The 23,427-nt window shown below is 66.6% G+C and carries 24 protein-coding genes; 10 read left to right on the top strand and 14 right to left on the bottom strand.

The genetic code is table 11. The annotated features are described in order from the left end of the window. Nucleotides 1–112: 112 nt before the first annotated feature. Genes ACZK2R_RS15280 through ccmA form a run of 9 tightly spaced genes read right to left on the bottom strand, consistent with a single transcriptional unit; the run spans nt 113 to nt 6,874 of the window. Nucleotides 113–1,102 carry a tetratricopeptide repeat protein gene (locus ACZK2R_RS15280; protein WP_125894444.1) on the bottom strand — a complete coding sequence of 330 codons (990 nt, stop codon included), beginning with the start codon at nt 1,100–1,102 and terminating at the stop codon, nt 113–115. Then, on the bottom strand, nt 1,096–1,545 hold the full coding sequence (locus ACZK2R_RS15275) for a cytochrome c-type biogenesis protein (RefSeq protein ID WP_032129419.1): 450 nt from the start codon (nt 1,543–1,545) through the stop codon (nt 1,096–1,098). The genes ACZK2R_RS15280 and ACZK2R_RS15275 overlap by 7 nt, the downstream gene beginning before the upstream one ends. Before the next feature lie 4 nt (nt 1,546–1,549). Then, nucleotides 1,550–2,167 carry a DsbE family thiol:disulfide interchange protein gene (locus ACZK2R_RS15270; protein ID WP_125894442.1) on the bottom strand — a complete coding sequence of 206 codons (618 nt, stop codon included), beginning with the start codon at nt 2,165–2,167 and terminating at the stop codon, nt 1,550–1,552. A gap of 8 nt (nt 2,168–2,175) precedes the next feature. Continuing rightward, a complete protein-coding gene (locus ACZK2R_RS15265) occupies nt 2,176–4,095 on the bottom strand; it encodes a heme lyase CcmF/NrfE family subunit (protein WP_125894440.1) in 1,920 nt (639 codons plus the stop codon). Then, nucleotides 4,096–4,557, bottom strand: a complete 462-nt coding sequence (gene ccmE, locus ACZK2R_RS15260; RefSeq protein WP_032129787.1) for a cytochrome c maturation protein CcmE — start codon at nt 4,555–4,557, stop codon at nt 4,096–4,098. Next, nucleotides 4,554–4,742 (bottom strand): heme exporter protein CcmD, encoded by a 189-nt coding sequence (locus tag ACZK2R_RS15255; protein WP_032129786.1) that lies wholly within the window; start codon nt 4,740–4,742, stop codon nt 4,554–4,556. Before ACZK2R_RS15255 ends, ccmE begins: the two co-directional genes overlap by 4 nt. Further along, nucleotides 4,739–5,509 (bottom strand): heme ABC transporter permease CcmC, encoded by a 771-nt coding sequence (gene ccmC / locus ACZK2R_RS15250; RefSeq protein WP_125894439.1) that lies wholly within the window; start codon nt 5,507–5,509, stop codon nt 4,739–4,741. The genes ACZK2R_RS15255 and ccmC overlap by 4 nt, the downstream gene beginning before the upstream one ends. A 43-nt stretch (nt 5,510–5,552) precedes the next feature. Next, on the bottom strand, nt 5,553–6,248 hold the full coding sequence (gene ccmB / locus ACZK2R_RS15245) for a heme exporter protein CcmB (protein ID WP_032129785.1): 696 nt from the start codon (nt 6,246–6,248) through the stop codon (nt 5,553–5,555). Continuing rightward, entirely contained in the window at nt 6,245–6,874 is a 630-nt protein-coding gene (gene ccmA, locus ACZK2R_RS15240) for a heme ABC exporter ATP-binding protein CcmA (protein ID WP_032129784.1), read from the bottom strand. The genes ccmB and ccmA overlap by 4 nt, the downstream gene beginning before the upstream one ends. 186 nt (nt 6,875–7,060) lie before the next feature. Here ccmA and ACZK2R_RS15235 point away from each other — a divergent pair, with 186 nt between their 5' ends. The 3 genes from ACZK2R_RS15235 to ACZK2R_RS15225 all read left to right on the top strand — a co-directional run bounded on the left by ACZK2R_RS15235 (nt 7,061) and on the right by ACZK2R_RS15225 (nt 9,568). After that, the gene (locus ACZK2R_RS15235; RefSeq protein WP_125894437.1) at nt 7,061–8,209 is read left to right on the top strand and encodes a pyridoxal phosphate-dependent aminotransferase; all 1,149 of its coding nucleotides are present in this window, start codon (nt 7,061–7,063) and stop codon (nt 8,207–8,209) included. A gap of 14 nt (nt 8,210–8,223) precedes the next feature. Continuing rightward, nucleotides 8,224–9,030: an amidohydrolase gene (locus ACZK2R_RS15230; RefSeq protein ID WP_180836681.1), complete on the top strand. Its 807-nt coding sequence runs from the start codon at nt 8,224–8,226 to the stop codon at nt 9,028–9,030. 103 nt (nt 9,031–9,133) lie between these two features. Next, on the top strand, nt 9,134–9,568 hold the full coding sequence (locus ACZK2R_RS15225) for a hypothetical protein (protein ID WP_071229733.1): 435 nt from the start codon (nt 9,134–9,136) through the stop codon (nt 9,566–9,568). On the opposite strand, the gene ACZK2R_RS15220 is transcribed toward ACZK2R_RS15225, so the two are convergent. Beyond that, the gene (locus ACZK2R_RS15220; RefSeq protein ID WP_049401115.1) at nt 9,555–9,848 is read right to left on the bottom strand and encodes a hypothetical protein; all 294 of its coding nucleotides are present in this window, start codon (nt 9,846–9,848) and stop codon (nt 9,555–9,557) included. The two genes, ACZK2R_RS15225 and ACZK2R_RS15220, sit on opposite strands and share 14 nt — an antisense overlap. Before the next feature lie 352 nt (nt 9,849–10,200). Here ACZK2R_RS15220 and ACZK2R_RS15215 point away from each other — a divergent pair, with 352 nt between their 5' ends. After that, nucleotides 10,201–10,608 carry a hypothetical protein gene (locus tag ACZK2R_RS15215; RefSeq protein ID WP_010486702.1) on the top strand — a complete coding sequence of 136 codons (408 nt, stop codon included), beginning with the start codon at nt 10,201–10,203 and terminating at the stop codon, nt 10,606–10,608. Between the two features lie 84 nt (nt 10,609–10,692). Here ACZK2R_RS15215 and ACZK2R_RS15210 read toward each other — a convergent pair whose 3' ends face one another. Further along, nucleotides 10,693–11,841 carry an MFS transporter gene (locus ACZK2R_RS15210; RefSeq protein ID WP_180836682.1) on the bottom strand — a complete coding sequence of 383 codons (1,149 nt, stop codon included), beginning with the start codon at nt 11,839–11,841 and terminating at the stop codon, nt 10,693–10,695. 90 nt (nt 11,842–11,931) lie between these two features. Here ACZK2R_RS15210 and ACZK2R_RS15205 point away from each other — a divergent pair, with 90 nt between their 5' ends. After that, nucleotides 11,932–12,720 (top strand): AraC family transcriptional regulator, encoded by a 789-nt coding sequence (locus ACZK2R_RS15205; RefSeq protein WP_125894429.1) that lies wholly within the window; start codon nt 11,932–11,934, stop codon nt 12,718–12,720. A 116-nt stretch (nt 12,721–12,836) separates the two neighbouring features. Here the strand turns inward: ACZK2R_RS15205 and ACZK2R_RS15200 are convergent, their stop codons facing one another. Genes ACZK2R_RS15200 through ACZK2R_RS15190 form a run of 3 tightly spaced genes read right to left on the bottom strand, consistent with a single transcriptional unit; the run spans nt 12,837 to nt 16,273 of the window. After that, on the bottom strand, nt 12,837–14,486 hold the full coding sequence (locus ACZK2R_RS15200) for a pseudouridine synthase (protein WP_049401107.1): 1,650 nt from the start codon (nt 14,484–14,486) through the stop codon (nt 12,837–12,839). Beyond that, nucleotides 14,479–15,354, bottom strand: a complete 876-nt coding sequence (gene scpB / locus ACZK2R_RS15195) for an SMC-Scp complex subunit ScpB (RefSeq protein WP_125894427.1) — start codon at nt 15,352–15,354, stop codon at nt 14,479–14,481. The genes ACZK2R_RS15200 and scpB overlap by 8 nt, the downstream gene beginning before the upstream one ends. Before the next feature lie 13 nt (nt 15,355–15,367). Beyond that, complete coding sequence (locus ACZK2R_RS15190; RefSeq protein WP_006456456.1) at nt 15,368–16,273, bottom strand: segregation and condensation protein A; 906 nt, start codon at nt 16,271–16,273, stop codon at nt 15,368–15,370. Nucleotides 16,274–16,648: 375 nt separating this feature from the next. On the opposite strand from ACZK2R_RS15190, the gene ACZK2R_RS15185 reads away from it, so the two are divergent. The 5 genes from ACZK2R_RS15185 to ACZK2R_RS15165 all read left to right on the top strand — a co-directional run bounded on the left by ACZK2R_RS15185 (nt 16,649) and on the right by ACZK2R_RS15165 (nt 23,426). After that, nucleotides 16,649–16,948, top strand: coding sequence for a YciI family protein (locus tag ACZK2R_RS15185; protein ID WP_032129789.1), 300 nt, complete (start codon nt 16,649–16,651; stop codon nt 16,946–16,948). After that, the gene (locus ACZK2R_RS15180) at nt 16,945–17,220 is read left to right on the top strand and encodes a BolA family protein (RefSeq protein ID WP_434060509.1); all 276 of its coding nucleotides are present in this window, start codon (nt 16,945–16,947) and stop codon (nt 17,218–17,220) included. The genes ACZK2R_RS15185 and ACZK2R_RS15180 overlap by 4 nt, the downstream gene beginning before the upstream one ends. A 149-nt stretch (nt 17,221–17,369) precedes the next feature. Further along, nucleotides 17,370–18,407 carry a LacI family DNA-binding transcriptional regulator gene (locus tag ACZK2R_RS15175; RefSeq protein ID WP_032129774.1) on the top strand — a complete coding sequence of 346 codons (1,038 nt, stop codon included), beginning with the start codon at nt 17,370–17,372 and terminating at the stop codon, nt 18,405–18,407. Nucleotides 18,408–18,483: 76 nt separating this feature from the next. Then, complete coding sequence (locus tag ACZK2R_RS15170) at nt 18,484–21,570, top strand: TonB-dependent receptor (RefSeq protein ID WP_049401101.1); 3,087 nt, start codon at nt 18,484–18,486, stop codon at nt 21,568–21,570. 251 nt (nt 21,571–21,821) lie between these two features. Beyond that, the gene (locus tag ACZK2R_RS15165; protein ID WP_032129772.1) at nt 21,822–23,426 is read left to right on the top strand and encodes a glucoamylase family protein; all 1,605 of its coding nucleotides are present in this window, start codon (nt 21,822–21,824) and stop codon (nt 23,424–23,426) included. Nucleotide 23,427 lies beyond the last annotated feature (1 nt).

The raw sequence follows: 23,427 nt of genomic DNA, 5'->3' as shown, positions 1-23,427 counted from the left end.
GGAGCTGGCGACACGCTGGTTTCCATCGGCGATGCACCCGGTGGTGCCGGCCGCTGGCCGGCAACCTCATGAATCTGGATGCGCCCACGTGGTTGCCCGCCAGCGGCCGGCACTACGGGAACCGCAGCTCCACCACGCCTTCATGCGGCAGGCTCACCTTCACCGGCACGCTCTGCAGGTCATCCTCGCCGCGGTTGGCACTGCCGCTGCGCGAGATGCGTGCCAGCACTTCCACTTCGCGATGCGCGGACAACGGTGCGGTCGGCATCGGGCTGTCTGCGTCGCCCAGCCCGACCGTGGCCGGGAAACCGGCCAGAGGCAGCTTGCGTGCGGCCACCGGCATCGGCGGTCCACCCACGGCGCGGGCCAGCACGAATACCTGGGTGCTGGCGGGCCACTCGGCGTTGTTCAGCGCAGGCAGTTGCACGCGCACCTGCAGCAGCGCCGGTGGCGCCGCAGCGGCAGCATCGGGCGCCTGGCCGGCGGCCTCACGGGCGATGGCGATCTGCGCCTGCAGCGCCTGCGCGGCGCCGGGCTCAAGCCGTGGCAGCAGGCCGCTCCAGATGTCGGCAGCCTCGGCATTCTTTCCGCGCTGGCGCAGGGCGATGCCCAGCAGCCAGCTGGCGCGCTCTGCATCGGGCGCCAGCGCACGAGCCTGCTGCAACCAGGCCATCGCGGTGTCATCGAACTGCTTGCCGGCATCGGCCTGCGCACGTGCCTGCGCCGCTTCCACCAGCACGCCGGGGTCTTCCGGGGCGAGAGCGGCAGCACGTGCGAAGGCATCCGCTGCGGCTGCGGCGTTGCCCAGTTCGGCCTGCGACCGGCCCAGCAGCGTCCAGCCATCGGCTCGCTGCGGGTCTCGCTTCAGTGCATCCTGCAGGGCCTGCACGCCATCGCGCAGGGTGGCTACCGACGGGGTTGGTTGTACCTGTGCTGCACGCGGATCACCAACCAGCAGATACAGGCAGGCACCGGACACGCCCAGCGCGAGCACACCCACCACGAAACCGCGGCGACCGTGGTGGCGCAGCGGCCACAGCACCAGCGCCGCCATCAGTGCGGCCACCAGTCCAGCCAGCATCGGCAGCCAATGGCTCACCATCCGTCTCCTTCATCGGTCTTGCTGGCGGGGGCGGCAGCAACCGTGCGGCCACGGCGGCGGACGATGCCCAGTACCACCAGCGCGCCGGCGCCCAGCACCAGCAGCGGACCGCCCCACAGCAGCCAGGTGCCCGGCTGTAGAGGCGGTTGATAGAGCACGAACTCACCGTAGCGCGCGACCAGGAACTGCTTGATCTGTGCGTCGTCGCGGCCCTGCTGCATCAGCTGCAGCACCTCGCGGCGCAGGTCCTGCGCGATCTGCGCGTTCGAGTCGGCCAACGACTGGTTCTGGCACTGCACGCAGCGCAGCTGCGCGGCCAGGTCGTGGAAGCGGCGTTCTTCGGCGCCATCGCGGAACTGCAGTGGCTGCGGATCATGCAACGGCTGCTGTGCCAGCACGGCCAGGGGCAGCATCAGAAGCAGCAATGCCAGCAGCCAGCGCATGGGCTCAGGGCGCCGTGTGCAGCGTGCTGCCGGCATTGCCCTGGGCCTTCTCGATCTTCTCCAGTGCCGGGATCAGCTTCTCGTCGACCACGCGCTGGGTCATCGCACCGCTGTACTTCCAGCGCACGACACCGCTGCCATCGACCAGGAAGGTTTCAGGTGCCGCGGTCACGCCCCAGTCGATCGCGGTGCGGCCTTCCACGTCGCTGAGCACGACCATGAACGGGTTGCCCAGCTGTTCCAGCCAATGCAGGGCATCGGTCGGTTCATCCTTCCAGTTGTAGCCGATCACGCGCACGCGCTTGCTCTCGGCGAAACGGGTCAGCACCGGGTGTTCCTCGCGGCAGGCCGCGCACCAGCTGCCCCACACGTTAAACAGGTAAGGCGCGCCGCGCAGTTCGTCGCTGTGCACGATCATTTCCGGGTCGTGCAGCACCGGCAGCGCGAACGCCGGCGCCGGCTTGTCGATCAGCGCCGATGGCAGCACGTCGCGCTGCGGATCGCCCGATTTCATCACCCCGTAGATCATCAGCCCGAGCAGGCCGAAGAAGAACAGCACGCCGATCACGATGGCTACCGGCGGCAGCGGGCGGGAGGGGCGCGGGGCGGGGGACTCGGACATGGAAACTCCTACGGACGACGGAAGCGGCGGTCGGCGGCGGTGATGAATCCGCCTAGGGCCATCAACAGCGCGCCCAGCCAGATCCAGCGCACGAACGGCTTGATGTGCACCCGGACCGCCCATGCATTGTTGCCCAGCGGCTCGCCCAATGCCACGTAGACATCACCATCGAGGCGTGCATCGATGCCGGCCTCGGTCATCACCTGGCCGCCGCTGGCGTACTGGCGCTTTTCCGGATGCAGCAGGGCCAGCTCGCGGCCGTTGCGGAACACGCGCAGGTGGCCGCGGTCGGCGATGAAGTTCGGTCCTTCGCGATGGTCCACGCCCTCGAAGCGTACTTCGTGGCGGCCGACCACCACCTGCTGGCCCGGTGCCAGAGCCACTTCACGCTGTACGTTCAGGGCTTCCACCAGCAGCGCACCGGCCAGGAACACGGCGATGCCGGCATGGGCGACGATCATGCCGAGCATTTCGGCGGTGAAGCGGCCATTGCCGCGCAGTCGCTGCCAGACGAAACGTGCGGTACCGAAGCCGACCCAGACCGCGGCAGCGACACCGAGACCGGCCTTCCAGCCGTTCTGCGGCGCCTGCCACCAGGCCAGCGCACCCAGCAGCACCGCCAGCCCCAGCCAGGGTGCCAGCAGCGCGAACGCGCGCGAGGGCTGGTCGCGTTGCCACTTCACCAGCGGGCCGAACGGCAGCAGCAGGATCATCGGTGCCATCAGCAGCAGGAACAGGCTGCCGAAGTAGGGCGGGCCGACCGAGATCTTGCCCAGCGACAGTGCATCGGCCAGCAACGGATACAGTGTGCCGAGCAGCACCATCGCGCAGGCGGTGGCCAGCAGCAGGTTGTTGGCCAGCAGCAGGGTCTCGCGCGAGGTGGCGGTGAAGCCACGGCGCGGATCGTCGGCGTCCACGCTGAGCTGGCTGGCACGCAGCGCGTACAGCAGCAGGCTGCCGCCGACCAGCACCGACAGGAACACCAGGATGAACAGGCCGCGCGACGGATCTGCAGCGAACGAATGCACGCTGGTCAGCACACCGGAGCGCACCAGGAAGGTGCCGAGCAGCGACAGCGCGAAGGCCGCGATCGCCAGCAGCAGGGTCCAGCTGCCGAAGGTGCCGCGCTTCTCAGTGACCGCCTGCGAATGGATCAGTGCCGCACCGACCAGCCACGGCATGAAGCTGGCATTTTCCACCGGGTCCCAGAACCACCAGCCGCCCCAGCCCAGCTCGTAATAGGCCCACCAGCTGCCCAGCGCGATGCCCAGGGTCAGGAAGCCCCAGGCGACGTTGGTCCACGGCCGCGTCCAGCGCAGCCAGCGTGCGTCGACACGACCTTCCAGCAGCGCGGCCACGGCGAATGCGAACGGCACCGCGAAGCCGACATACCCGATGTAGAGCATCGGTGGGTGGATGATCAGCCCGGGGTCCTGCAGCAGCGGGTTGAGATCACGGCCTTCCAGCGGGGCCGGATTCAGGCGCAGGAACGGGTTGGAGGTGAAGATCAGGAAGGCGAGGAATCCGACGCTGACGATGCCCATCACCGCCAGTACACGCGCCTGCACCGGTGCCGGCAGGTGCCGCGAGAACAGCGCCACCACGCCGGTCCACAGCGCCAGCACCAGTGCCCACATCAGCAGTGAGCCCTCGTGCGCGCCCCACACCGCCGAGTAGCGGTAGATCATCGGCAGCAGCGAATTGGAGTTCTCGGCCACGTAGCGCACCGAGAAGTCCTGCTGCACGAACGCAGCGGTCAGCACGGCGAACGCGCCGGCGACCAGCAGCAGCTGCGCGAACGCGGCAGGTCGTGCCACCGCCATCCACGCGTTGTTGTTGCGCTGCGCGCCGACCAGCGGCAGGCCGGCCTGCAGCAGCGAGGCCAGCAACGCGCACAGCAGCAGGATCTGACCCAGTTCGGGCAGCACTCAGCGCACCTCGGGTGCCGTCACCGGCACGTCGTGCTTGCGATGTGCGTCGCCCATCTTGTCGGCCACTTCCTTCGGCACGTACTTCTCATCGTGCTTGGCCAGCACCTCGTCGGCGACGAACACATCGTCCTGCAGGCGGCCGCTGGCAACCACCGCCGTGCCTTCGGCGAACATGTCCGGCAGGATCCGCGACGTGGTCACCGCCAGCTGGGCATCGCCGTCGGTCACTTCAAAACGTGCTTCCAGCGAACCGACCGGGCGGTTGAAGGAGCCCTTCACCACCATGCCGCCCAGGCGGAACCGCGACTGCGCATCGACATCGCCGCGCAGCACTTCCGAAGGCGTGTACAGGTAGGCGATGTTGCGTTCCAGCGCCATCGCCACCAGCGCGGTGGCCAGCCCGGAGGCGAGCAGGGCCAGCAGTACCCAGACCAGGCGGCGACGTTGTACCGGCGTCATCGTTCCAGCTCCGTCGACAGCGGCGCCGCAGCGTCCTGTTTGACGGCGCGGGTCTGCTGCCGCTGCTGGCGTGCCAGCGCCAACCGGCGTGCCACGCGCAGGCGCAGCCACGAACCGATGGCATCGGCGCCGAGTACCAGCACGAACACGGCGTAGGCGCCGATCACATAGGGCAGGTGGGTCATGGCTGGGCCTCCCCGGCCGGACGTGCGGCATCGACGCGGCCGCCGACCCAGGCCTTGCCGGCCTCGCGGTCGAGATTGTCGGCACGGGCCTTGGCCAGCACCGAACCGGCGAACCAGAACTTGGTGCCGATCACCATCCACCACAGCGGCGCGATCATCGCGCTGCTGATCGCCGATTCACCGAACACGTTGATCGACTGGCGCTGGTGCAGGCCGCCCCACCAGTCCACCGAATAGCGGATCACCGGCAGCAGGCTGACGCCGACGATGGCCAGCAGGCCGGCTGCGCGTGCGGCGCTGCGGCGGTCCTCGATGGCGTGGTACAGGCCGATCACGCCCAGGTACAGGAACAGCAGCACCAGCTCGCTGGTCATGCGCGGGTCCCAGTCCCACCAGGTGCCCCAGGTGCCCTTGCCCCAGATGCTGCCGGTCAACAGGGTGATCAGGGTGAAACCGGCACCCATCGGTGCGCAGGCCATGGCCAGGATCTCGCAGACCTTGATCCGCCAGATCAGCGCGATGGCGGCATACAGCGCCATCAGCGCGAACACGAACAGGCTCATCCAGGCACTGGGCACGTGGATGTAGAGGATGCGGAAGCTGTCCAGCTGCTTGGCTTCCGGCGGCACCACCAGCAGCGCCTGCCATATGCCGACCAGCAGCACCGGCACCGCCGCGAGGTAGAACACCCGCGACCAGCGGGCAGCGAAACGGTCGAACGTGGGAGGCGAACCGAGTTGGTGGAACCAGCGGACAATCGGATTCATGCGTGGCGGCTATCCAGCAGGGGTGGATTGGCTCTCAGCTCGGTCAACTCAGAGAAATACGTATTGCAGCGGCGGTGGCCAACGGCGCCAGCACCAGCGCGACCAGCAGACCGGCGCCCAGCATCAGCAGCGCACCGACCGGATCCTGTCCGCGTCCCGCCGCTGCCAGGCTGCCTGCACCGAACACCAGCACCGGCACGTACAGCGGCAACGACAGCAACGCCACGAGAATACCAGAGCGCCGGATGCCTACGGTCAGTGCAGCGACCACGCCACCGATCAGGCTCAGCAACGGTGTTCCCAGCAGCAACGATGCCAGCAACATCGGCAGCTGGTCATGCGGCAGATGCAGCATTTCGGCCAGCAACGGGCTGACCACGATCAGCGGCAGCGCAGTGGTGGCCCAGTGCAGCAGCACGCGCACCAGCACCAGCCAGGCCAGCGGCACCGGCGCCAGCAGCCATTGCTCCAGCGAGCCGTCTTCGGCATCGGAGCGGAACAGTGAATCCAGTGACAGCTGGCCGGCCAGCAGCACGGCCAGCCACAGCACCGCGCCGGCGGTGGCGGCCAGTAGTTGCGGTTCGCGGCCCTGGGCGAGCGCGAACAGCACCACCACCAGTACCGCGAACAGCAGCGGCTGCAGCGCATCGCCGCGGCGGCGCCAGAGCAGGCGCAGGTCGCGCTTGAGCAGGGCCGCTGCGGTCTGCCACAGGCCCGGTTCGGTGCCTGGCGCGATCATGCGGTACCGCCGAGGTCGAGCTGGCGGGTACGCACCGGTGGTGCGGCATAGGCGCCGTGGGTGGTGACCAGTGCAGCGCCGCCGGCACGCAGATGCGCGGAAATCATCCGGTTGACCAGGGTGATGCCCTCCAGGTCGAGGTTGGCATAGGGTTCGTCGAGGAGCCACAACGGCGCCGGTGACAGCCAGATGCGTGCCAGTGCCAGCCGCCGCTTCTGTCCGGCGGACAGATGCCGAACGAGAGTGTCCTCATAACCGGCCAGGCCGACGATGGCCAGCGCGTTGCCCGGCATCTGCCGTGCGCGACGGCCGTGCAGGCCGCACAGGAAATGCAGGTTCTCCAGCGTGTCCAGATCGGGCTTCAATGCGGGCAGGTGGCTGAGGTAGGCGACGTAACGCGCGCGCTCGGCATTGCCGGCCGGCCTGCCATCGATCTGCACCTGCCCGGCACCAGGCCGGGCCAGGCCCGCCAGCACGCGCAGCAGGGTGGTCTTGCCGGCGCCATTGCCGCCCTGCACCAGCAGGGCTTCGCCGGCGTCCACATGGAAGTCCAGCGGGCCGAACACCGGCTCGTCATTGCGGGAAAAGCTCAGGCCGCTGGCGGCCAGCAATGCAGGGGTGTTCAAGGGGCAGGGTCTTCATGCCGGAGTGCGGCGGCAATTGTAGCGGTGAATGCATACGGTAGTGCCGGCCGCTGGCCGGCAGGCGCGACCAAGCGTCGCAGATAGTCCCGGGTTGCCGGCCAGCGGCCGGCACTACCGAAGCAGGGATTGCGTAAACTCAGGGGCCTGTCTCCCCATATCCCCAGGCCGATGCAACCCAACACCAAGCTGCCCAAGGTCGGTACCACGATCTTCACCGTGATGTCCCAGCTCGCTGCCGAACACGGCGCGGTCAACCTGGGCCAGGGTTTCCCGGACTTTTCGGCGCCGCAGCGCCTGGTCGACGAGACTGCCAGGGCGATGGCCGCCGGGCTGAACCAGTACCCGCCGATGACGGGCGTGGCGCCGCTGCGCCAGGCCATCGCGCAGAAGGCGCTGGACTGCTACGGCGCGCAGGTGGATGCGGACAGCGAGATCACTGTCACCAGCGGCGGCACCGAGGCCATCTTCAACGCTATTCACGCTGTGGTGCGTGCGGGCGAGGAAGTGATCGTGCTCGACCCGGCGTATGACTGCTATGAACCGGCGATCGATCTGGCCGGCGCCAAGGCCGTGCATGTGTCGCTGGATCCGCAGACCTTCGCCGTCGACTGGGACCGCGTGCGTGCGGCGATCACCCCGCGTACCCGCATGCTGATCGTCAACACCCCGCACAATCCGTCCGGTGCGATGCTGTCGGCGCAGGACATGCAGGCGCTGACCGAGCTGCTGCGCGGCACGCAGATCTATCTGATCTCCGATGAGGTGTACGAACACATCATCTATGACGGTCGCCGCCACGAGTCGGCGCTGCGCTACCCGGAACTGCGCGAGCGCGCGTTCGTCATCTCCAGTTTCGGCAAGACCTACCACTGCACTGGCTGGAAGATCGGCTATGCGATCGCCCCGCCGGCGCTGACCGCCGAGTTCCGCAAGGTGCACCAGTACAACACCTTCACCAGCTTCGGCCCGGCGCAGTACGGCTTCGCCGCGATGATCCGCGATGAGCCCGAACACCACCTGGAGCTGGGTGCGTTCTACCAGGCCAAGCGCGATCGCTTCCGCGAACAGCTGGCCAGCACCCGGCTGAAGGCGCTGCCGGTGCCGGGCGGTTACTTCCAGCTGGTCGACTACTCGGCCATCAGCGACCTGCCGGACCATGAGTTCGTGAAGTGGCTGACCATCGAGAAGGGCGTCACTGCCATTCCGCTGTCGCCGTTCTACGAGAACCCGCCGGCCGGCCAGCGCCTGGTGCGCCTGTGCTTCGCCAAGAATGAAGCAACGATGGACGCGGCGATCGAACGCCTGCGCCTGCTCTGAGCGGAGGCGTGAACATGCAGGACCTGCGCATTTCCCTCGTCCAGGGCGACACCCGCTGGCATGACCCGGCGGGCAACCGTGAGTACTACGGCGCGCTGCTGGCACCGCTGGCGGGCACCACCGACCTGGTGATCCTGCCGGAGACCTTCACCAGTGGCTTCTCCAACGACGCCATCGCCCAGGCCGAAGGCATGGACGGCCCGACCGTGGCCTGGGTGCGCGAGCAGGCCAAGGCCTTGAACGCGGCGGTCATCGGCAGCGTGCAGCTGCGCGAGGGCGAGGGCGTCTACAACCGCCTGCTGTTCGCCACGCCCGACGGCGAGCTGCAGTACTACGACAAGCGCCACTTGTTCCGCTATGGCGGCGAGCACGAGCGCTATGCGGCCGGTCGCGAGCGCCTGAGCGTGGAATGGAAGGGCTGGCGGATCAATCCGCAGGTCTGCTACGACCTGCGTTTCCCGGTGTTCTGCCGCAACCGCTACAACGTTGAACGTCCACAGCAGCTGGATTTCGACCTGCAGATCTTCGTCGCCAACTGGCCGTCGGCACGTGCCTATGCGTGGAAGACACTGCTGCGTGCACGTGCGATCGAGAATCTGTGCTTCGTTGCCGCGGTGAACCGTGTCGGCGTCGATGGCAACCAGCTGCATTACGCCGGTGACAGCGCGGTGATCGACTTCCTCGGCCAGCCACAGGTGGAAATCCGCGAGCGCGAACAGGTGGTCACCACCACCATCTCGGCCGAGGCGCTGGCCGCACACCGTGCGCGCTTCCCGGCGATGCTTGATGCCGATGCCTTCCACCTGGAGGAGCAGGCCTGAGCGATGGCCTGAACGCCGCCGCACCAGCACGCGCGCCTGCATTCAACGTGCACGCGCGCGCTGCTAGATTCGCCGCCAGTCCGACCGAACTGGAAGTCCTGCCATGAACACGTCCTTCGCCCTGCTGCTGGCCCTGTCCGCCGCATCCCTGGCCCCGGCCGCGCACGCCGCCGGCAACCTCGATTGCCAGCTGCGCTACAACCTGTCCGGCTGGTCGCTGATCTACAAGACCGCCTCCGGCAATGGCACGGTCACCTGCAGCAACGGCGCCAGCATGCCGGTGCGCATCCAGATGAAGGGCGGCGGCCTGACCGTGGGCAAGTCGAAGATCACCAACGGGCGTGGCAGCTTCACCGGCGCGGTCAGCGTCAACGAACTACTGGGTACTTACGCCTCGGTGGGTGCGCACGCCGGTGCGGTGAAGTCCAGCAACGCGCAGGTGATGACCAAGGGCGACATCTCGCTGGCCCTGTCCGGTACCGGCAAGGGCTGGGACCTGGGCGTGGACGGCACCGCGTTCACCCTCAGCCGGCGCTGAGGCGCGACGGCTCGGCAGATCCCCAGCTGATGCGGATGTAGTGCTGTTCGGAATCGCTCAACAACCGTTCGACACCGAAACCATTCTTGAGCAGTTGTGCGGTCACGTCTTCGACGAGCTGCTCGCTGGCCATCACCTGGCTGAAGCCGAACACGAGATAGCGGCGGCCATTCTCCGAGCCGATCTGGATGGCGTTGTCGAGGTCGCGGTAGAACAGTTCGATCGGGCGCTTGGCGGCATCGGCGTTGGCGCGGGCCTGTTCGGCGGTAATGGTGATCATGGGCATCTGCCTGGTGTGGGAGAGCGCGCACGATAGCCAGCGCCCTGATGTGAATTCCGGGCGTGGCGCACAATGCCTTGTGTTTGCAGCAATTCCTAACATGCGGTGTGAGCGTCGATCCGCGCCGGAAAAGTGCCGCGCGACGGTGAGCATCCTGCATCGACATGAGGTCATCGGTCAGGGATGGGTTCCAACGGCAGTGGAGGCGTGAAACGCGCCGCCCACAGGGGATCCTGCGGCCATCCGATGCTGTGGGCGCTCATGCATTTACGTTTCCTTGACCCTGCAGTAACCCCGCAATGCCTAACAGGGACGTCCCAGCGATTCTGCTGGGATCATTGGAGACGCTGGAATGGAGTTCAGAACGTCCGTGCTGCTCGTGGCCCTCATCGCCACGCCCGCCATCGCCCACGCCGAGGTCTGCCTGTCTGACAGCGGACTCGTTGTGCCGTGTCCTAGCCTGTTGCCGCATCCGGTGACGGCCAGATTCGAGATCGGCACCCTGCCGCGTGTGGCTGGCTCGCCGTCGGAAATCTACATCACAGGCGGCGGCCAGGTGGATGGAACGAGTAATTTCTCGGTCTATGCCAATGGTCAGTTCCTGTGCCGTACCAATGACAATTACGACGGTGGCAACACCACGCCCATCCGCCATTGCACCGCGACCATCGCAACACCCGGGACCTATGTGATCTCAGCGTCGCGCAACAGTCCTGGCAACTTCCTCGCGCCGATGGACGAAGTGATCAACGTGCAGTAACCCGCTGTTCTCTGATCCAGGCCCCGGGGCAGGGACCTCGGGGCCACTGCTGCCCGCGTGGCAGCAGGAGCGAGTCTTTCATCGTTACGATCGGCAGCCAGGCCTTCCGCCGTCGACTGACCGATCCCGCTGCAGCCACAAGGCCAGCAGGCCACACACGATGAGGGTCGGTGCCAGCAGCTGCACTGCACCGACCAACGCCATTGCCGCGCCGATCAACAGGTAGTAAAGCAGGCCGAACAGCGCGCCTGCGCTGCCGAGACAGTGTGGATAGCCGCGCAGGGCCTGGCCGAGCACATTGGGAATGGCAAGGCCGAAGCCAGTCACCACCGGCACCATCGCCGCGACCAGGGCAGGGTGATCATGCAGCAGCGCGGCCAGCAGGCCTCCCGTCAGAACCAGGCCTGCGGCGATGCGGATGCGCGTGGTTGCGGCAACGCCTGCACGCAGCAGGCGGCCATTGCCCCACGCGCCCAGTGCCGAGCCCAATGCCAGCACCGCGCCGCTGGCGCCGAACCAGGTGGCTGGCCAGTGCAGGCGCGCAAACAGGAAGGGGCCGAGTGCATACCAGCTGTACATCGCCACGTTGAAGGCCATCACCAGCAACGCGTGTGACCAGATCCAGCGATCGTGCAGCAGTTCCCGCAGCAGCGGCAGCATGGGCGTGTGCGGGATATGTGCAGGGCGGCTTTCGCGCAGGCCAGCCAGGCATGCGACTGCCAGCAGGACAGCTATCAGCAGCAGGCCGGACTGTACGCCGAGATAGCCATTGGCGGCGACCAGCAGCGTGCCCAGTGCAAGACCGATGGCCGGGCTCAGGGCCAGGGCCATGCCGATCCAGGAGAATGCCTGGGCCAACGCTGGCCCCTGCAGATGGTCGCGCAGCACGGTCTGGGTCACCACCGAAGCGGCGGCGGCGCCGATTGCGGCCAACGCCTGGGCCAGCAGCACGTGGCCGAAGCTGCCAGCCACCAGCCCGCCCAATGCGCCCGCTGCGAAAACGCCGAGGCCACAGAGAAGGGCAGGGCGACGACCGATACGATCGGCCAGGCGCCCCCACAGCAGCACGCCTGCAGCGAAGCCGAACAGGTACAGGCTCATGGCCTGGCTGGCGGCACTCGGCGGCAGGGCGAAGCGTTCGGCCAGATCGGCCAGGGCCGGGCTGTACAGGGTCTGTGCCAACTGCGGAAACATCAGCAGTGCAATGGTGAGCAGCAACAGGCGGCGCGACATGCGGGCGCTCCAGGAACAGGGCCGCGCATTGTGGTCGCGTCCGCAATGGCGCACTCTGTATATCCTGTCATCGAATACATGAAATAAGACATGGCCTGGTTGCAGCCGGATGCACACTTCGACGCCGATGCCTGGGGCGCTCCGGTGCTGGGTATCGCGGCCTCATTGGCGGATCACGACTCGGGTTGGCACCAGCATGCGCGCGCGCAGCTGCTGTACACCCGGCAGGGCTGTACGCGCCTGACCTATGGTGATCGCGTCAGCCTGCTGCCGCCCGCGCGCGCAGCGTGGATTCCGGGTGGGCTGCGCCATCGCGCGCAGATGCGCCAGGCGGTCGACTACCGTTCGTTGTACTTCGACGCCACCCTGTCGGCCCAGCTGCCCCGCCAGCCGGCCATCATCGGCGTGGGTCCGCTGCTGCAGGCCTTGCTGGAGCCGATCGCGCAGGCACCGTTCGACCATGACTGGCAGTCGCCGCGCGCACACCATCAACTGGCGTTGTGCGTGCTGGAAATCGTCGCTGCACCGGTGGCGCCGATGGACCTGCCTCTGCCGCGTGATCCGCGGATCGCACGTTGTCTGCCGCTGGCCGAACAGTTGCCGCCCGAACTGGGCGAATTGGCCGCGCGTGTGGACCTGAGCGTGCGTACCGTTGGCCGGCTAATGCAGCGTGATACCGGCATGAGCTACCAGGCCTGGCGCCAGCAATGGCGCCTGATGCGGGCCATGGAGCTGCTGCTGCTCGGCCATCGCGTCGCGCATGTGGCGCAGGACACCGGCTTCTCCGCCGAGAGCCCGTTCATCGCCTTCTTCCGCAGCATGACCGGCACCACACCCGCCGCGTTCCAGCGCCACGCAAAAGGGGACGGAGGGGATTAAGTCGCTTTCGCCCCTTCGACACACGCCGTGGCAAAAACGACTTAATCCCCTCCGTCCCCTTTTTAAAGAAAAACCCCGGCCGGAGCTGGGGTTTTTCATTTCAGTCGGATCGCTGATCAGCCGCCGCGCGGGCCGCTGCGGCGCGGGCCGCCCGGACCGCGGTTGCCACCGGGGCCGCCCGGGCCTCGGTTGCCACCCGGACCACCGGGACCACGGTTACCGCCCGGGCCACGGTTGTTGCCACCGCCCGGACCGCGACCGCCCGGACGGGCGCCCTGCGCCGGCTTCGGGCTGCCATACGGGTTGAAGCCCGGGGTGGCGTGGTCGGACGGGAAGCTCGGGGCATTGCCCGGATGGCCGTACGGGTGCTTGTTGCCCTGGCCCTGCGAGCGGTTGCCCGCGCCGGCCGGACGACCTTGGCCGCCTGCGCCGCCACGGCCTTCACCGCCGAAGCCGCCACGGCCCTGGCCGCCACCGGCGCCAGCACCCGGACCCTTCGGCTTGCCGTACGGACGGCCCTGGCCGCCTGCGCCCGGACCACGGGCACCCGGGCCACGTGCGCCCGGACCGGCATTGCGATGTCCGCTCGGGCCGGTGCTCACGCCATCCGGCACGTACCAGGTGCGGAACGCGGCCGGATTGCCTTCCGGCAGCGAACGGTCGTTCTTCTGGGCACGCTGCTTGAACGGCTTCTGCGACTGCTTGGCTGCCGCTTCGCCGCTGACCGTCAGGCCGCCCTTGAAGCCGCCGCCCTTGCCGCCGCGACCACGGCCGCGGTCTTCGCGCACGTTGTCGAAGCGACGCAGCTCGCGACCTTCGTCGGCGGTGTTGTGGCCGTTGACGTAGGCGTTGCCGCGGCCACCTTCGCGCACGCGCACGGTGGTCTTGGCGGCGCGGCGCTGGCCGATCACCGGCTGCAGGGTCAGTGCCGACGGTGCGCCTTCTTCCAGCTTCAGCTGCGCGCGCAGGGCTTCAACCTGCGCGGTGCCCAGTTCCACTGAATGGCCACGGGCCAGTTCGCGCGGCAGGCTCACCTTGCCGTAGCGGGTGCGCTTCAGGCGGCTGACCTGGCAGCCCTGCGACTCCCACAGGCGACGCACTTCGCGGTTGCGGCCTTCCTTCACCACGACGCGGAACCAGTCGTGCGAGTCGGTGCCGCCGATGCGTTCGATCTCGTCGAACTTGGCCGGACCGTCTTCCAGCGCGACGCCACGGGTGAGGCGGTCGACGATGGCGTCGGAGACCTTTTCCTCGCCTTCCGGCGCGCGCACGCGCACCACGTATTCGCGCTCGACCTCGAACGACGGGTGCATCATGGCGTTGGCCAGTTCACCGTCGGTGGTGGCCAGCAGCAGGCCGGTGGTGTTGATGTCGAGGCGGCCGATCGCGATCCAGCGCGCGCCCTTCAGCGGCGGCAGCGATTCGAACACGGTCGGGCGGCCTTCCGGATCATCGCGGGTGGTCACTTCGCCTTCCGGCTTGTTGTAGACCAGCACGCGCGACGGCTCGGCCAGGGCGGTGGCGACGAAGCCACGGCCATCCAGTTCGATCTTGTCGCCGCTCTTGACCGACATGCCGGTCTGCGCGACTTCACCGTTGACCTTGACCAGGCCTTCGGCAATGCGCTGTTCCAGCGCGCGGCGCGAGCCAAGGCCGGCCTGTGCCAGCACCTTGTGCAGGCGTTCTTCCAACTTGAACTGTTCGGAGGTGGCTTCGCGCTTGAGCGAGAGCTTGTTCAACGACAGCTTGCGAGGGGTGTCACTCATCAGTTTTGCTCCGGCCGACGGTTTCGGGGTCGGCCTCTGGTTCGGAATCGGCTTGGTCAACAGCCACGGTCGTCATCGCGACGGCGTTGTCTTCGCGTTCGTTCACTGGCACCGCGCGCTCGCCCGGCGCGGAATCGGGGTGCCCATCATCGAGGGGCGAAGGTGCTTGCTCATCGGAAGCCGGCGCAGGGGCTGCGTCGGCGGAATCGGGGGTGTCACTGCCGGCCAGGCCGGCATCATCGTTCGCGGCAGCGCCTTCGTCGCCGGCCGAGATGTCAGGACCGTCGGCGCTTGCCGTTGCCGGTGCATCGCGGTCCAGGGACAGCTGGGGTTCCAGCTCGCCCAGGTCCTTCAGTTCCGACAGTGGCGGCAGCTCATCCAATCGCTTCAGGCCGAAATAATCCAGAAAGCCCTTGGTGGTGCCGAACAGCGCCGGCTTGCCGGGTACGTCGCGGTGGCCGACCACGCGGATCCACTCGCGTTCTTCCAGCGCCTGGATGATGTTGCTGCTGACCGCCACGCCGCGCACCTGCTCGATCTCGCCGCGGGTGATCGGCTGCCGGTAGGCGATCAGCGCCAGGGTTTCCAGGGTGGCGCGGGTGTAACGGGTCTTGCGTTCGGTCCACAGCCGGCTGATCCAGCCATGCACTTCGCCGGTGACCTGGTAGCGGAAGCCGGAGGCGACCTCGACCAGTTCCACGCCGCGGCCTTCGCAGGCTTCGCGCAGGCGTTCCAGTGCGCGTTCGATGCTGCCCGGCGGTGCCGGTTCCTCTTCCGGGAACAGGTCCTTCAGCTGGGCCAGGGTGAGCGGCTGGCTGGAGGCCAGCAGCGCACCTTCGACAATGCGGTTGATCAGCAATTGATCCATCGGCAGTCAGCGCTCACTCGTCTGCATTGGCGGCGTCGTTGTCGTCGAACTCGCTGCTGAACTGCAGCGGGGCGTTGGTGTTGCCGGCGGCCAGCGATTTCACGTAGATCGGCGCCAGCGGTTCTTCCTGGACGATGTCCAGCAGCTGTTCCTTGGCCAGTTCCAGCACCGCCAGGAACGTGACCAGCACGCCCAGCTTGCCTTCTTCGGCCGTGAACAAGCCTTCAAAACGATAGAACTTGCCATCTTCCAGGCGTCCCAGCACTTCGCCCATGCGTTGCCGCACGCTCAGTGCCTCACGCTTGATGGCGTGGCCGCTGAACAGCTCGGCGCGCTTGAGCACGTCGTGCAGCGCCAGCAGCATCTCCTTCAGGTCCACCGGCGGCGGCAGTTTCACCGTAGCGCGTTCGGGCATGAAGGCATGGGCCAGGCTGGTGTCGCGGTCCTGGCGGGGCAGGGCGTCGATGTCCTCGGCGGCCTGCTTGAAACGTTCGTATTCCTGCAGCCGGCGCACCAGCTCGGCGCGCGGGTCGGCCTCATCGCCTTCCTCGCTGACCGGGCGCGGCAGCAGCATGCGCGACTTCACCTCGGCCAGGATCGCGGCCATCACCAGGTACTCGGCGGCCAGCTCGAAGCGCAGCTCGCGCATCACGGTGATGTATTCCACATACTGCCGGGTGATCTCGGCGACGGGAATGTCCAGGACATCCAGGTTCTGGCGGCGGATCAGGTACAGCAGCAGGTCCAGCGGGCCTTCGAAGGCATCCAGGATGACTTCCAGCGCGTCCGGCGGAATGTACAGGTCCTGCGGAATCTGCAGGACCGGTTGCCCATGCACCACGGCCAGCGGCATTTCCTGCTGCTGGGGGGCGGGCGGCCGGGTTGGCGGGTTCGCGTCGAGCGCGAGTTCGGAAGTCATCTAATGGACATCAGGATTGCAACGGACCAGTCGCGGCACCGGGTTCGCCGGGCCAACGCCACGGAGCCCCAGGGCACCAGACACGCCGGGATCGGCGCGATTCCACACATATCAAACAGCAGGACGCGCCGCAGGAAACGGCAGCGACGGAACTACGGGGAGGTCGTCTACGTGGCCCGGCCAGGTGGTCCGGTTTGAAGCAGCGGGACGGTCGTCGGGGGCTGCGTTGGCCGCAAAAACCGACGGGCTGCTGCATCCAGCCACGTGCAATGGAGTCTAGGGTAAGCCTTTGTTGCGCCAGTGTCCAGCCGGGCCGGGGCAGGGGCCGCATTGGCTAGAATCTGCGGACCCGACAACGCAAGCGAGGAAATGCCGGTGTGGTATGTGATCGAAGGGTATGACGGCCAGGATGTGCTGGCGCAGCGGCTGCAGGCGCGGCCGGAACACCTGGCGCGGTTGCACGCGCTGCGCGACGAGGGACGCCTGCTGCTGGCCGGCCCCTGCCCGGCGGTGGACAGTGAAGACCCCGGCCCGGCCGGTTTCAGCGGCTCGGTGGTGATCGCGCAGTTCGAGTCGCTGCTGCAGGCCCAGGCCTGGGCCGACGCCGACCCGTACGTGGCCGCCGGCGTCTACACCCGCGTGCAGGTGCGACCGTTCCGGAAGGTGTTGCCGTGAACGCGGAACGGATCTCGCGAATGCGTGATGCGCTGCAGCATGCGCTGGCGCCGAGCGTGCTCGAGATCGAGGACGACAGCCATCGCCACGCCGGCCATGCCGGTGCGCGCGATGGCCGCGGCCATTTCAACGTACATGTGGTCAGTGAACGCTTCGCCGGACTGGGCCCGCTGGCCCGGCATCGCGCGGTGTACGCCGCGCTGGGGACGATGATGGAGACCGATATCCACGCGTTGTCCATCCGCGCGCAGACCCCGTCAGAACAGGGCTGAGCCCTTGTCCCACGCTGTCCTGGCGGGTCCCTGCGGGGGCTCGCTGCAGACAGATTTCCATGTCCATTTCGGGACATTCGCCTAACGGACTGTTTACAAGCCCAGATGGAAACGCTTACATTCCGCGCCAATGCTGGTAGGTCCAAGCCGTGGAGGGCGGCTTCGTGAACAAGGCAGCTATCACAATCAAAGACGTCGCTCGCGAAGCCCGGGTCTCCGTGGCCACGGTTTCCCGCGCGCTCAACGGGCATGAAAATGTCGCCGAACCGGTCCGCCAGCTTGTGCTGGAGGTGGCCGCACGGCTGCGTTACACCCCGCACGCCGCCGCCCGCAGCCTGAGCAGCCGCCGCACCAATACGGTGGGCGTGGTACTGCCTGACCTGTACGGCGAATTCTTCTCCGAACTGATGCGTGGCATCGACAATGTCGCCCGTAGCCGTCGCCAGCACCTGCTGGTGTCCAGCTACCACGGTGACCAGGAGCAGCAGGGCGCGGCCCTGCGCGCCATGCGCGGCCGCGTCGACGGCCTGCTGGTGCTCTCGCCCTATGCCGAGAGCCCCGGTTTCCTGACCGACAACCTGCCGCAGTCGTTGCCGACGGTGTTGATCAACACCTATCTGCCCGGGCAGGACCACCCGGTGCTGAGCATCGACGACCATGCCGGTGCGATGGCGATGACCCGCCATCTGCTTGACGCCGGCCACCGTCGCATCGCTTTCATTTCTGGCCCGGATCTCAACTTCGACGCGCGCGAGCGCCTGCGCGGCTTCCGTGACGCGCTGGCGGCTTTTGGCGGTGGCGCCGAGGGCATCGAGCTGCCCGGTGATTTCGACGAAGCTTCCGGCCATCGCGCCGGTCAGGAGTTGCTGGCAGCCGGAGCGCTGCCTGATGCCGTGTTCGCCGCCAACGACATGATGGCCCTGGGATGCCTGTATGCATTCACGCAGGCCGGTGTCCGTGTTCCGACCGATGTCGCCCTGGCGGGTTTCGATGACATTCCACTGGCGCGTTTCGTCCACCCGTCGCTGACCACCATGCAGGTCAGCATCGCCGAGCTCGGCGACCGGGCCATGACGCGCCTGCTGCAGTTGATGGACGGCACCTCCACGGACGGGACAGGGGACAAGCAGACCCTGGTTCCCCGCTTGATAGTTCGCGATTCCACCACTCCGCCATCGGGCCATTGAAGCCAGAGGCGTTCCTTCTTTTTTGATTGATCGCAGGGACCGCGCGAGCGGTTACCGCCACCCGGAGATTGAGTTGATGATGCACACCACCTTCCGCACGCCGGCGCGCCGGCTGCTGAGCACCGCACTGGTCAGCTGCCTGATGCTGGCCGCCGCTCCGAACGTCATGGCGCAGTCGGCCAATGCCAGCCTGCGCGGCCAGGTTTCCGGCGCCCAGGCCGGCGCCGAAGTGACCGCCACCAACCTGGCCACAGGCACCGTCCGTCGCGGCACCGTCCGTGCCGATGGCAGCTACTCGCTGATGGGCCTGGACCCGGGCACCTATGACGTGGTCGCCAACGGCCAGTCGCAGAAGGTCACCGTCACTGTGGCCTCGACTGCTACCCTGAACTTCGCCGGTGCCGCCAGCAGCACCCCGGGTTCGACCGCGGCCACCAACCTGGACACCGTCAACGTTGTCGCACCGACCCTGCTGCAGGAAGTGCGCACGTCCGAAGTCGGCAAGACCGTCAGCCTGCAGCAGATCCAGACCACGCCGCAGGTCTCGCGCAACTTCCTGGAGTTCGCCGACGCGGTGCCGGGCATGATCTTCACCCGCGATGCCAAGGGCAACACCTCGCTGCGTGGCGGTGCCACCAACTCCGACGGCACCAACGTCTATATCGATGGTGTGGGCCAGAAGAGCTACGTGAAGGGTGGCGGCATCTCCGGCCAGTCCGGCAGTGCGGGCAACCCGTTCCCGCAGCTGGCCATCGGTGAGTACAAGGTCATCACCGGCAACTACAAGGCCGAGTACGGCCAGGTGTCCAGCGCCGCGATCACGGCTGCGACCAAGTCGGGTACCAACGAGTTCAAGGGTGAGACCTTCTACCGTTATACCAACGAAAGCATGCGTGCGATGACCCCGGCCGAACGCCAGCCGGGCAAGAGCAAGGAAGACTCGGCCGAGAAGGAATACGGCTTCGCGCTGGGTGGCCCGATCATCAAGGACAAGGCCCATTTCTTCGTCACCTACGAAGCCAAGCGCTTCGATCTGCCGGTGACCATCGCGCCGGACGGTGCCGTCACTCCGTCGGCCGCCAATCTGCCCGCCGATGGTCTCGCAGGTCTCGGCCCGGCCAGCCAGCCGTTCCAGCAGGACCTGATCTTCGCCAAGATCGACTTCGAGCCGACTGACAACGATCGCATCGAACTGACCTTCCAGGACCGCGACGAAACCCAGCAGCAGTTCAGTGGCCAGACCGCGAAGGTACACGGCAAGGTCGTGGACAACACCGACCGCCGTTATGCGCTGCGCTGGAACCACAGCGGTGAGCGTTTCTACAACGAGTTGATGGTGACCCACGAGGAGGCCTTCAACAATCCGCTGCCGTTGACCATGGGCAACGGCATCATCTACACCGCACCGGATTTCGGCGACTCGGACGCCAACCGCCCGCAGGAGAAGACACTCGTCCAGGTTGGCGCGGCTGATGCCTTCGCCTCGCAGGTGAAGGGCCAGAAGGGCTGGGCGATCGAGGACAACCTGACCCTGGACGGCCTGCAGTGGGCGGGTGACCACACCATCAAGATGGGCGCCAAGTACAAGCAGATCGACCTGTACGCTTCCGACGCGGCGCAGATCAACCCTCAGTTCTCCTACACCATCGACAACCCGGCGTTCCCCTCGAGCACGCCGTATAAGGCGCAGTTCACCAAGGCCAGCACCGGCGTCACCGGCGTGCAGTCCGAGGTGCGTGCCAAGGTCAAGCAGATTGGCCTGTTCATCCAGGATGACTGGCAGGTCAACGATCACCTGCAGCTGAACATCGGCCTGCGCTGGGACTACGAAAAGAACCCGGTCTACACCGATTTCGTGACCCCGCCGGAGGTAGTGAAGGCGCTGTTCTCGCAGGATCCGAACGCGCCGGCGGGCGTGTCCCAGACCTATGCGCAGACGCTGGCGCTCAGCGGGCTGAACGTCAACGACTACATCAGCACCGGCCACAACCGCAAGAACTTCAAGAACGCCTGGCAGCCGCGCCTGGGCTTCTCGTATGACGTCAATGCCGACGAACGGCACGTGTTCCATGGTGGCGCCGGCCGTTCCTATGACCGCGACCTGTTCGACAACCTGGCACTGGAAACCACCAAGCTGGCACTGCCGCAGCCGACCGTTTACTTCCGCAACCCGGCCACCGGCAACTGCATGTACGGCCAGACTCCGTGCTTTGACTGGAACCCGAACCTGATGAACGGCATCGAGAACGTGCAGGCACTGCTGGGTTCCACCAGCAATGAAGGCATGGAAGTCGATCTGCTGAACAACAACATGAAGGTGCCGTACGCCGACCAGTTCAGCCTGGGCATGAGCAACCAGTTCGGTGAGTGGCTGACCGACGCGACGATTTCTCGCACGCTGACCTATGATGGGTTCGCCTTCACCCTGGGCAACCGCTTCAACAACGGCAACTTCTTCGATAACCAGATGCTGTGTGGTGCCAAGGAGCCGACCTACGGCCAGCCGTGGAACTGCAACATTCCGGGCTTCGGCAGCCTGATCATCGGCCAGCAGGGCATCAAGACCCGTTCCACCCAGGTGCTGCTGTCGGCGCAGAAGCCGTACAGCAAGGAAAGCGGTTGGGGCACCTCGATCGCCTATACCTGGACCAACGCGCGTCACAACCGAAACATCAACGAGCATTACTCGTTCGATCGCGGCACCATCGGTGAGTACCCGACCATCAAGTCCAACGGCGCGCCGCGCCATCGCCTGGTGGTCACCGGCTCGTATGACGGCTTCTGGGGCATCACCTTTGGTGGCAAGCTGACCCTGGCCACGCCTACCCCGGGCAATGACTGGTCCTGCATCGCGCAGGCTGGCACTGCCAACTGCCTGCCGACTCCGGCCGCGGGTACTCCGGGTGGCAATGGCCGCTTCCTGCTCGGTGGCAAGATCTTCGGCTACCGCTCGCTGGACCTGCAGGCGACCAAGACCTTCAAGCTGGCCGGCGATACCGAGCTGTATGCGCGTATCGACATCATCAACGTGCTCAACTTCGACAACTTCTCGAACCTGAACTACGTGAAGAGCGATGGCAAGCTGCTGGTGAGCTACAACGAGACCGGCGATGTGATCGGTACCCCGCGTCAGGTGAAGGCCGAAGTGGGCTTCCGCTTCTAAGCGGATCCGCCTGAAGCAATACCCCGATGCCGCCGCTCCGCCGGCGGCATCGGCAGGAAGAAAAAAGGCAATGGCCGGCCCCGTGCCGGTCCATTGCCCATGCCGCTGCCGGCCAGGCGGCAGCGGCATGGGCAATGATCGCGGTGTCAAACCACGTTTTTCGTGGTTTTTTCAGAACGCATCTTGTAAACGATTTCAGATCATTGGACGGTATGCTTTCCCATCGATCAGACCACCGGAGAAATCGCGCCATGCAGGCACGCCATCTGTTGTCCGCCGCAGCGTTGAGCCTGGCCGTGGCCGCCTGCCAGCCGGCCCAGCAGGAACCTGCCAAGCCGCGGCCGCCGGTGATCCTGATCGAGGCCGACGCACCGCCGCGGCCGATGAAGCCGGTGCTGCCGCCGTTGTTCGATGACATCGAGCGCCGTACCTTCCAGTTCTTCTGGGATACCACCAACGAGATCAACGGCCTGACCCCGGACCGCTATCCGTCGCGGCCGTTCGCCAGCATCGCCTCGGTCGGCTTCGCGCTGACCGCCTATCCGATCGGCATCGAGAACGGCTGGGTCAGCCGCAACCAGGCGATCGACCGCACCCTGACCACGCTGAAGTTCTTCCGCGACGTGCCGATGGGCCCGCAGCGCACCGGCAAGGCCGGCTACAAGGGTTTCTACTACCACTTCCTGGACATGCAGGAAGGGCGTCGCTACGACAGCTGGGTTGAACTGTCCTCGGTGGATACCGCGCTGCTGATGATGGGCGTGCTGTTCGCGCAGTCGTACTACGACGGTGACGATCCGCGCGAGAAGGAGATCCGCCAGATCGCCGACACGTTGTACAAGAAGGTCGACTGGCCGTGGCTGCAGCAGCGTGCGCCGCTGATCTCGATGGGCTGGTTCCCGGAGAGCGGCTTCATCGACCACGACTGGATGGGCTACAACGAGGCGATGATGGTCTACATCCTCGCCCTGGGGTCGCCGACGCACCCGGTCAGCCCGGATGCGTGGACGGTGTGGACGCGCACCTACGACAACGACTGGGGCGTCTACCAGGGCCAGGAATACCTGTCCTTCGGCCCGCTGTTCGGCCACCAGTACAGCCATGTCTGGATCGACTTCCGCGATATCCAGGACGCGTACATGCGCGAGCGCGGCAGCACCTACTTCCTCAACAGCCGCTCGGCTGCGCTGGCCCAGCGCGAGTACGCCATCGCCAACCCGATGCAGTGGAAGGACTATGGCGAGAACGTATGGGGCCTGACCGCCAGCGACGGCCCGCAGAACACCACCCAGGAGTACCGCGGCGAGCAGCGCCAGTTCCGCCACTACTCCTCGCGCGGCGCCGGCCTGCGCGAGAACTTCGATGACGGCACCATTGCCCCCACCGCCGCGATCGCCTCGGTGGTGTTCGCACCTGAGCAGGTGATCCCGGCCACGCTGGAAATGCACAAGCGCTACGGCGACTACATCTATTCCAGCTACGGTTTCCTGGATTCGTTCAACCCCAGCTTCAACTACGACATCCCGATCAAGACCGGTCGCCTGGTGCCGGATCGCGGCTGGGTCGCCAGCGATTACATCGCCATCGACCAAGGCCCGATCCTGACCATGATCGCCAACTACCGCGATGACTTCGTCTGGGAAGTGATGAAGAAGAACCCGTACATCCGCAAGGGCCTGGAACGGGCCGGGTTCAGCGGTGGCTGGCTGGCACCGGAAGGTTCGTTCCAGCCGCTGGAACTGCAGAAAGACGAAAAGGCCGCGGCGGCACGCGCGGTGGGTATCGCCGAATCACGCGCGGCTGCCGCGCAGGAACAGAAGAACAATGCCAACCGCAATACAGGCCAGGGCAAGTAAC

It is taken from the genome of Stenotrophomonas sp. 96582_Sma (assembly GCF_056480905.1).
Note: the sequence above shows the minus strand (reverse complement) of the source record. Positions and strands in the feature narration are given on the sequence as shown.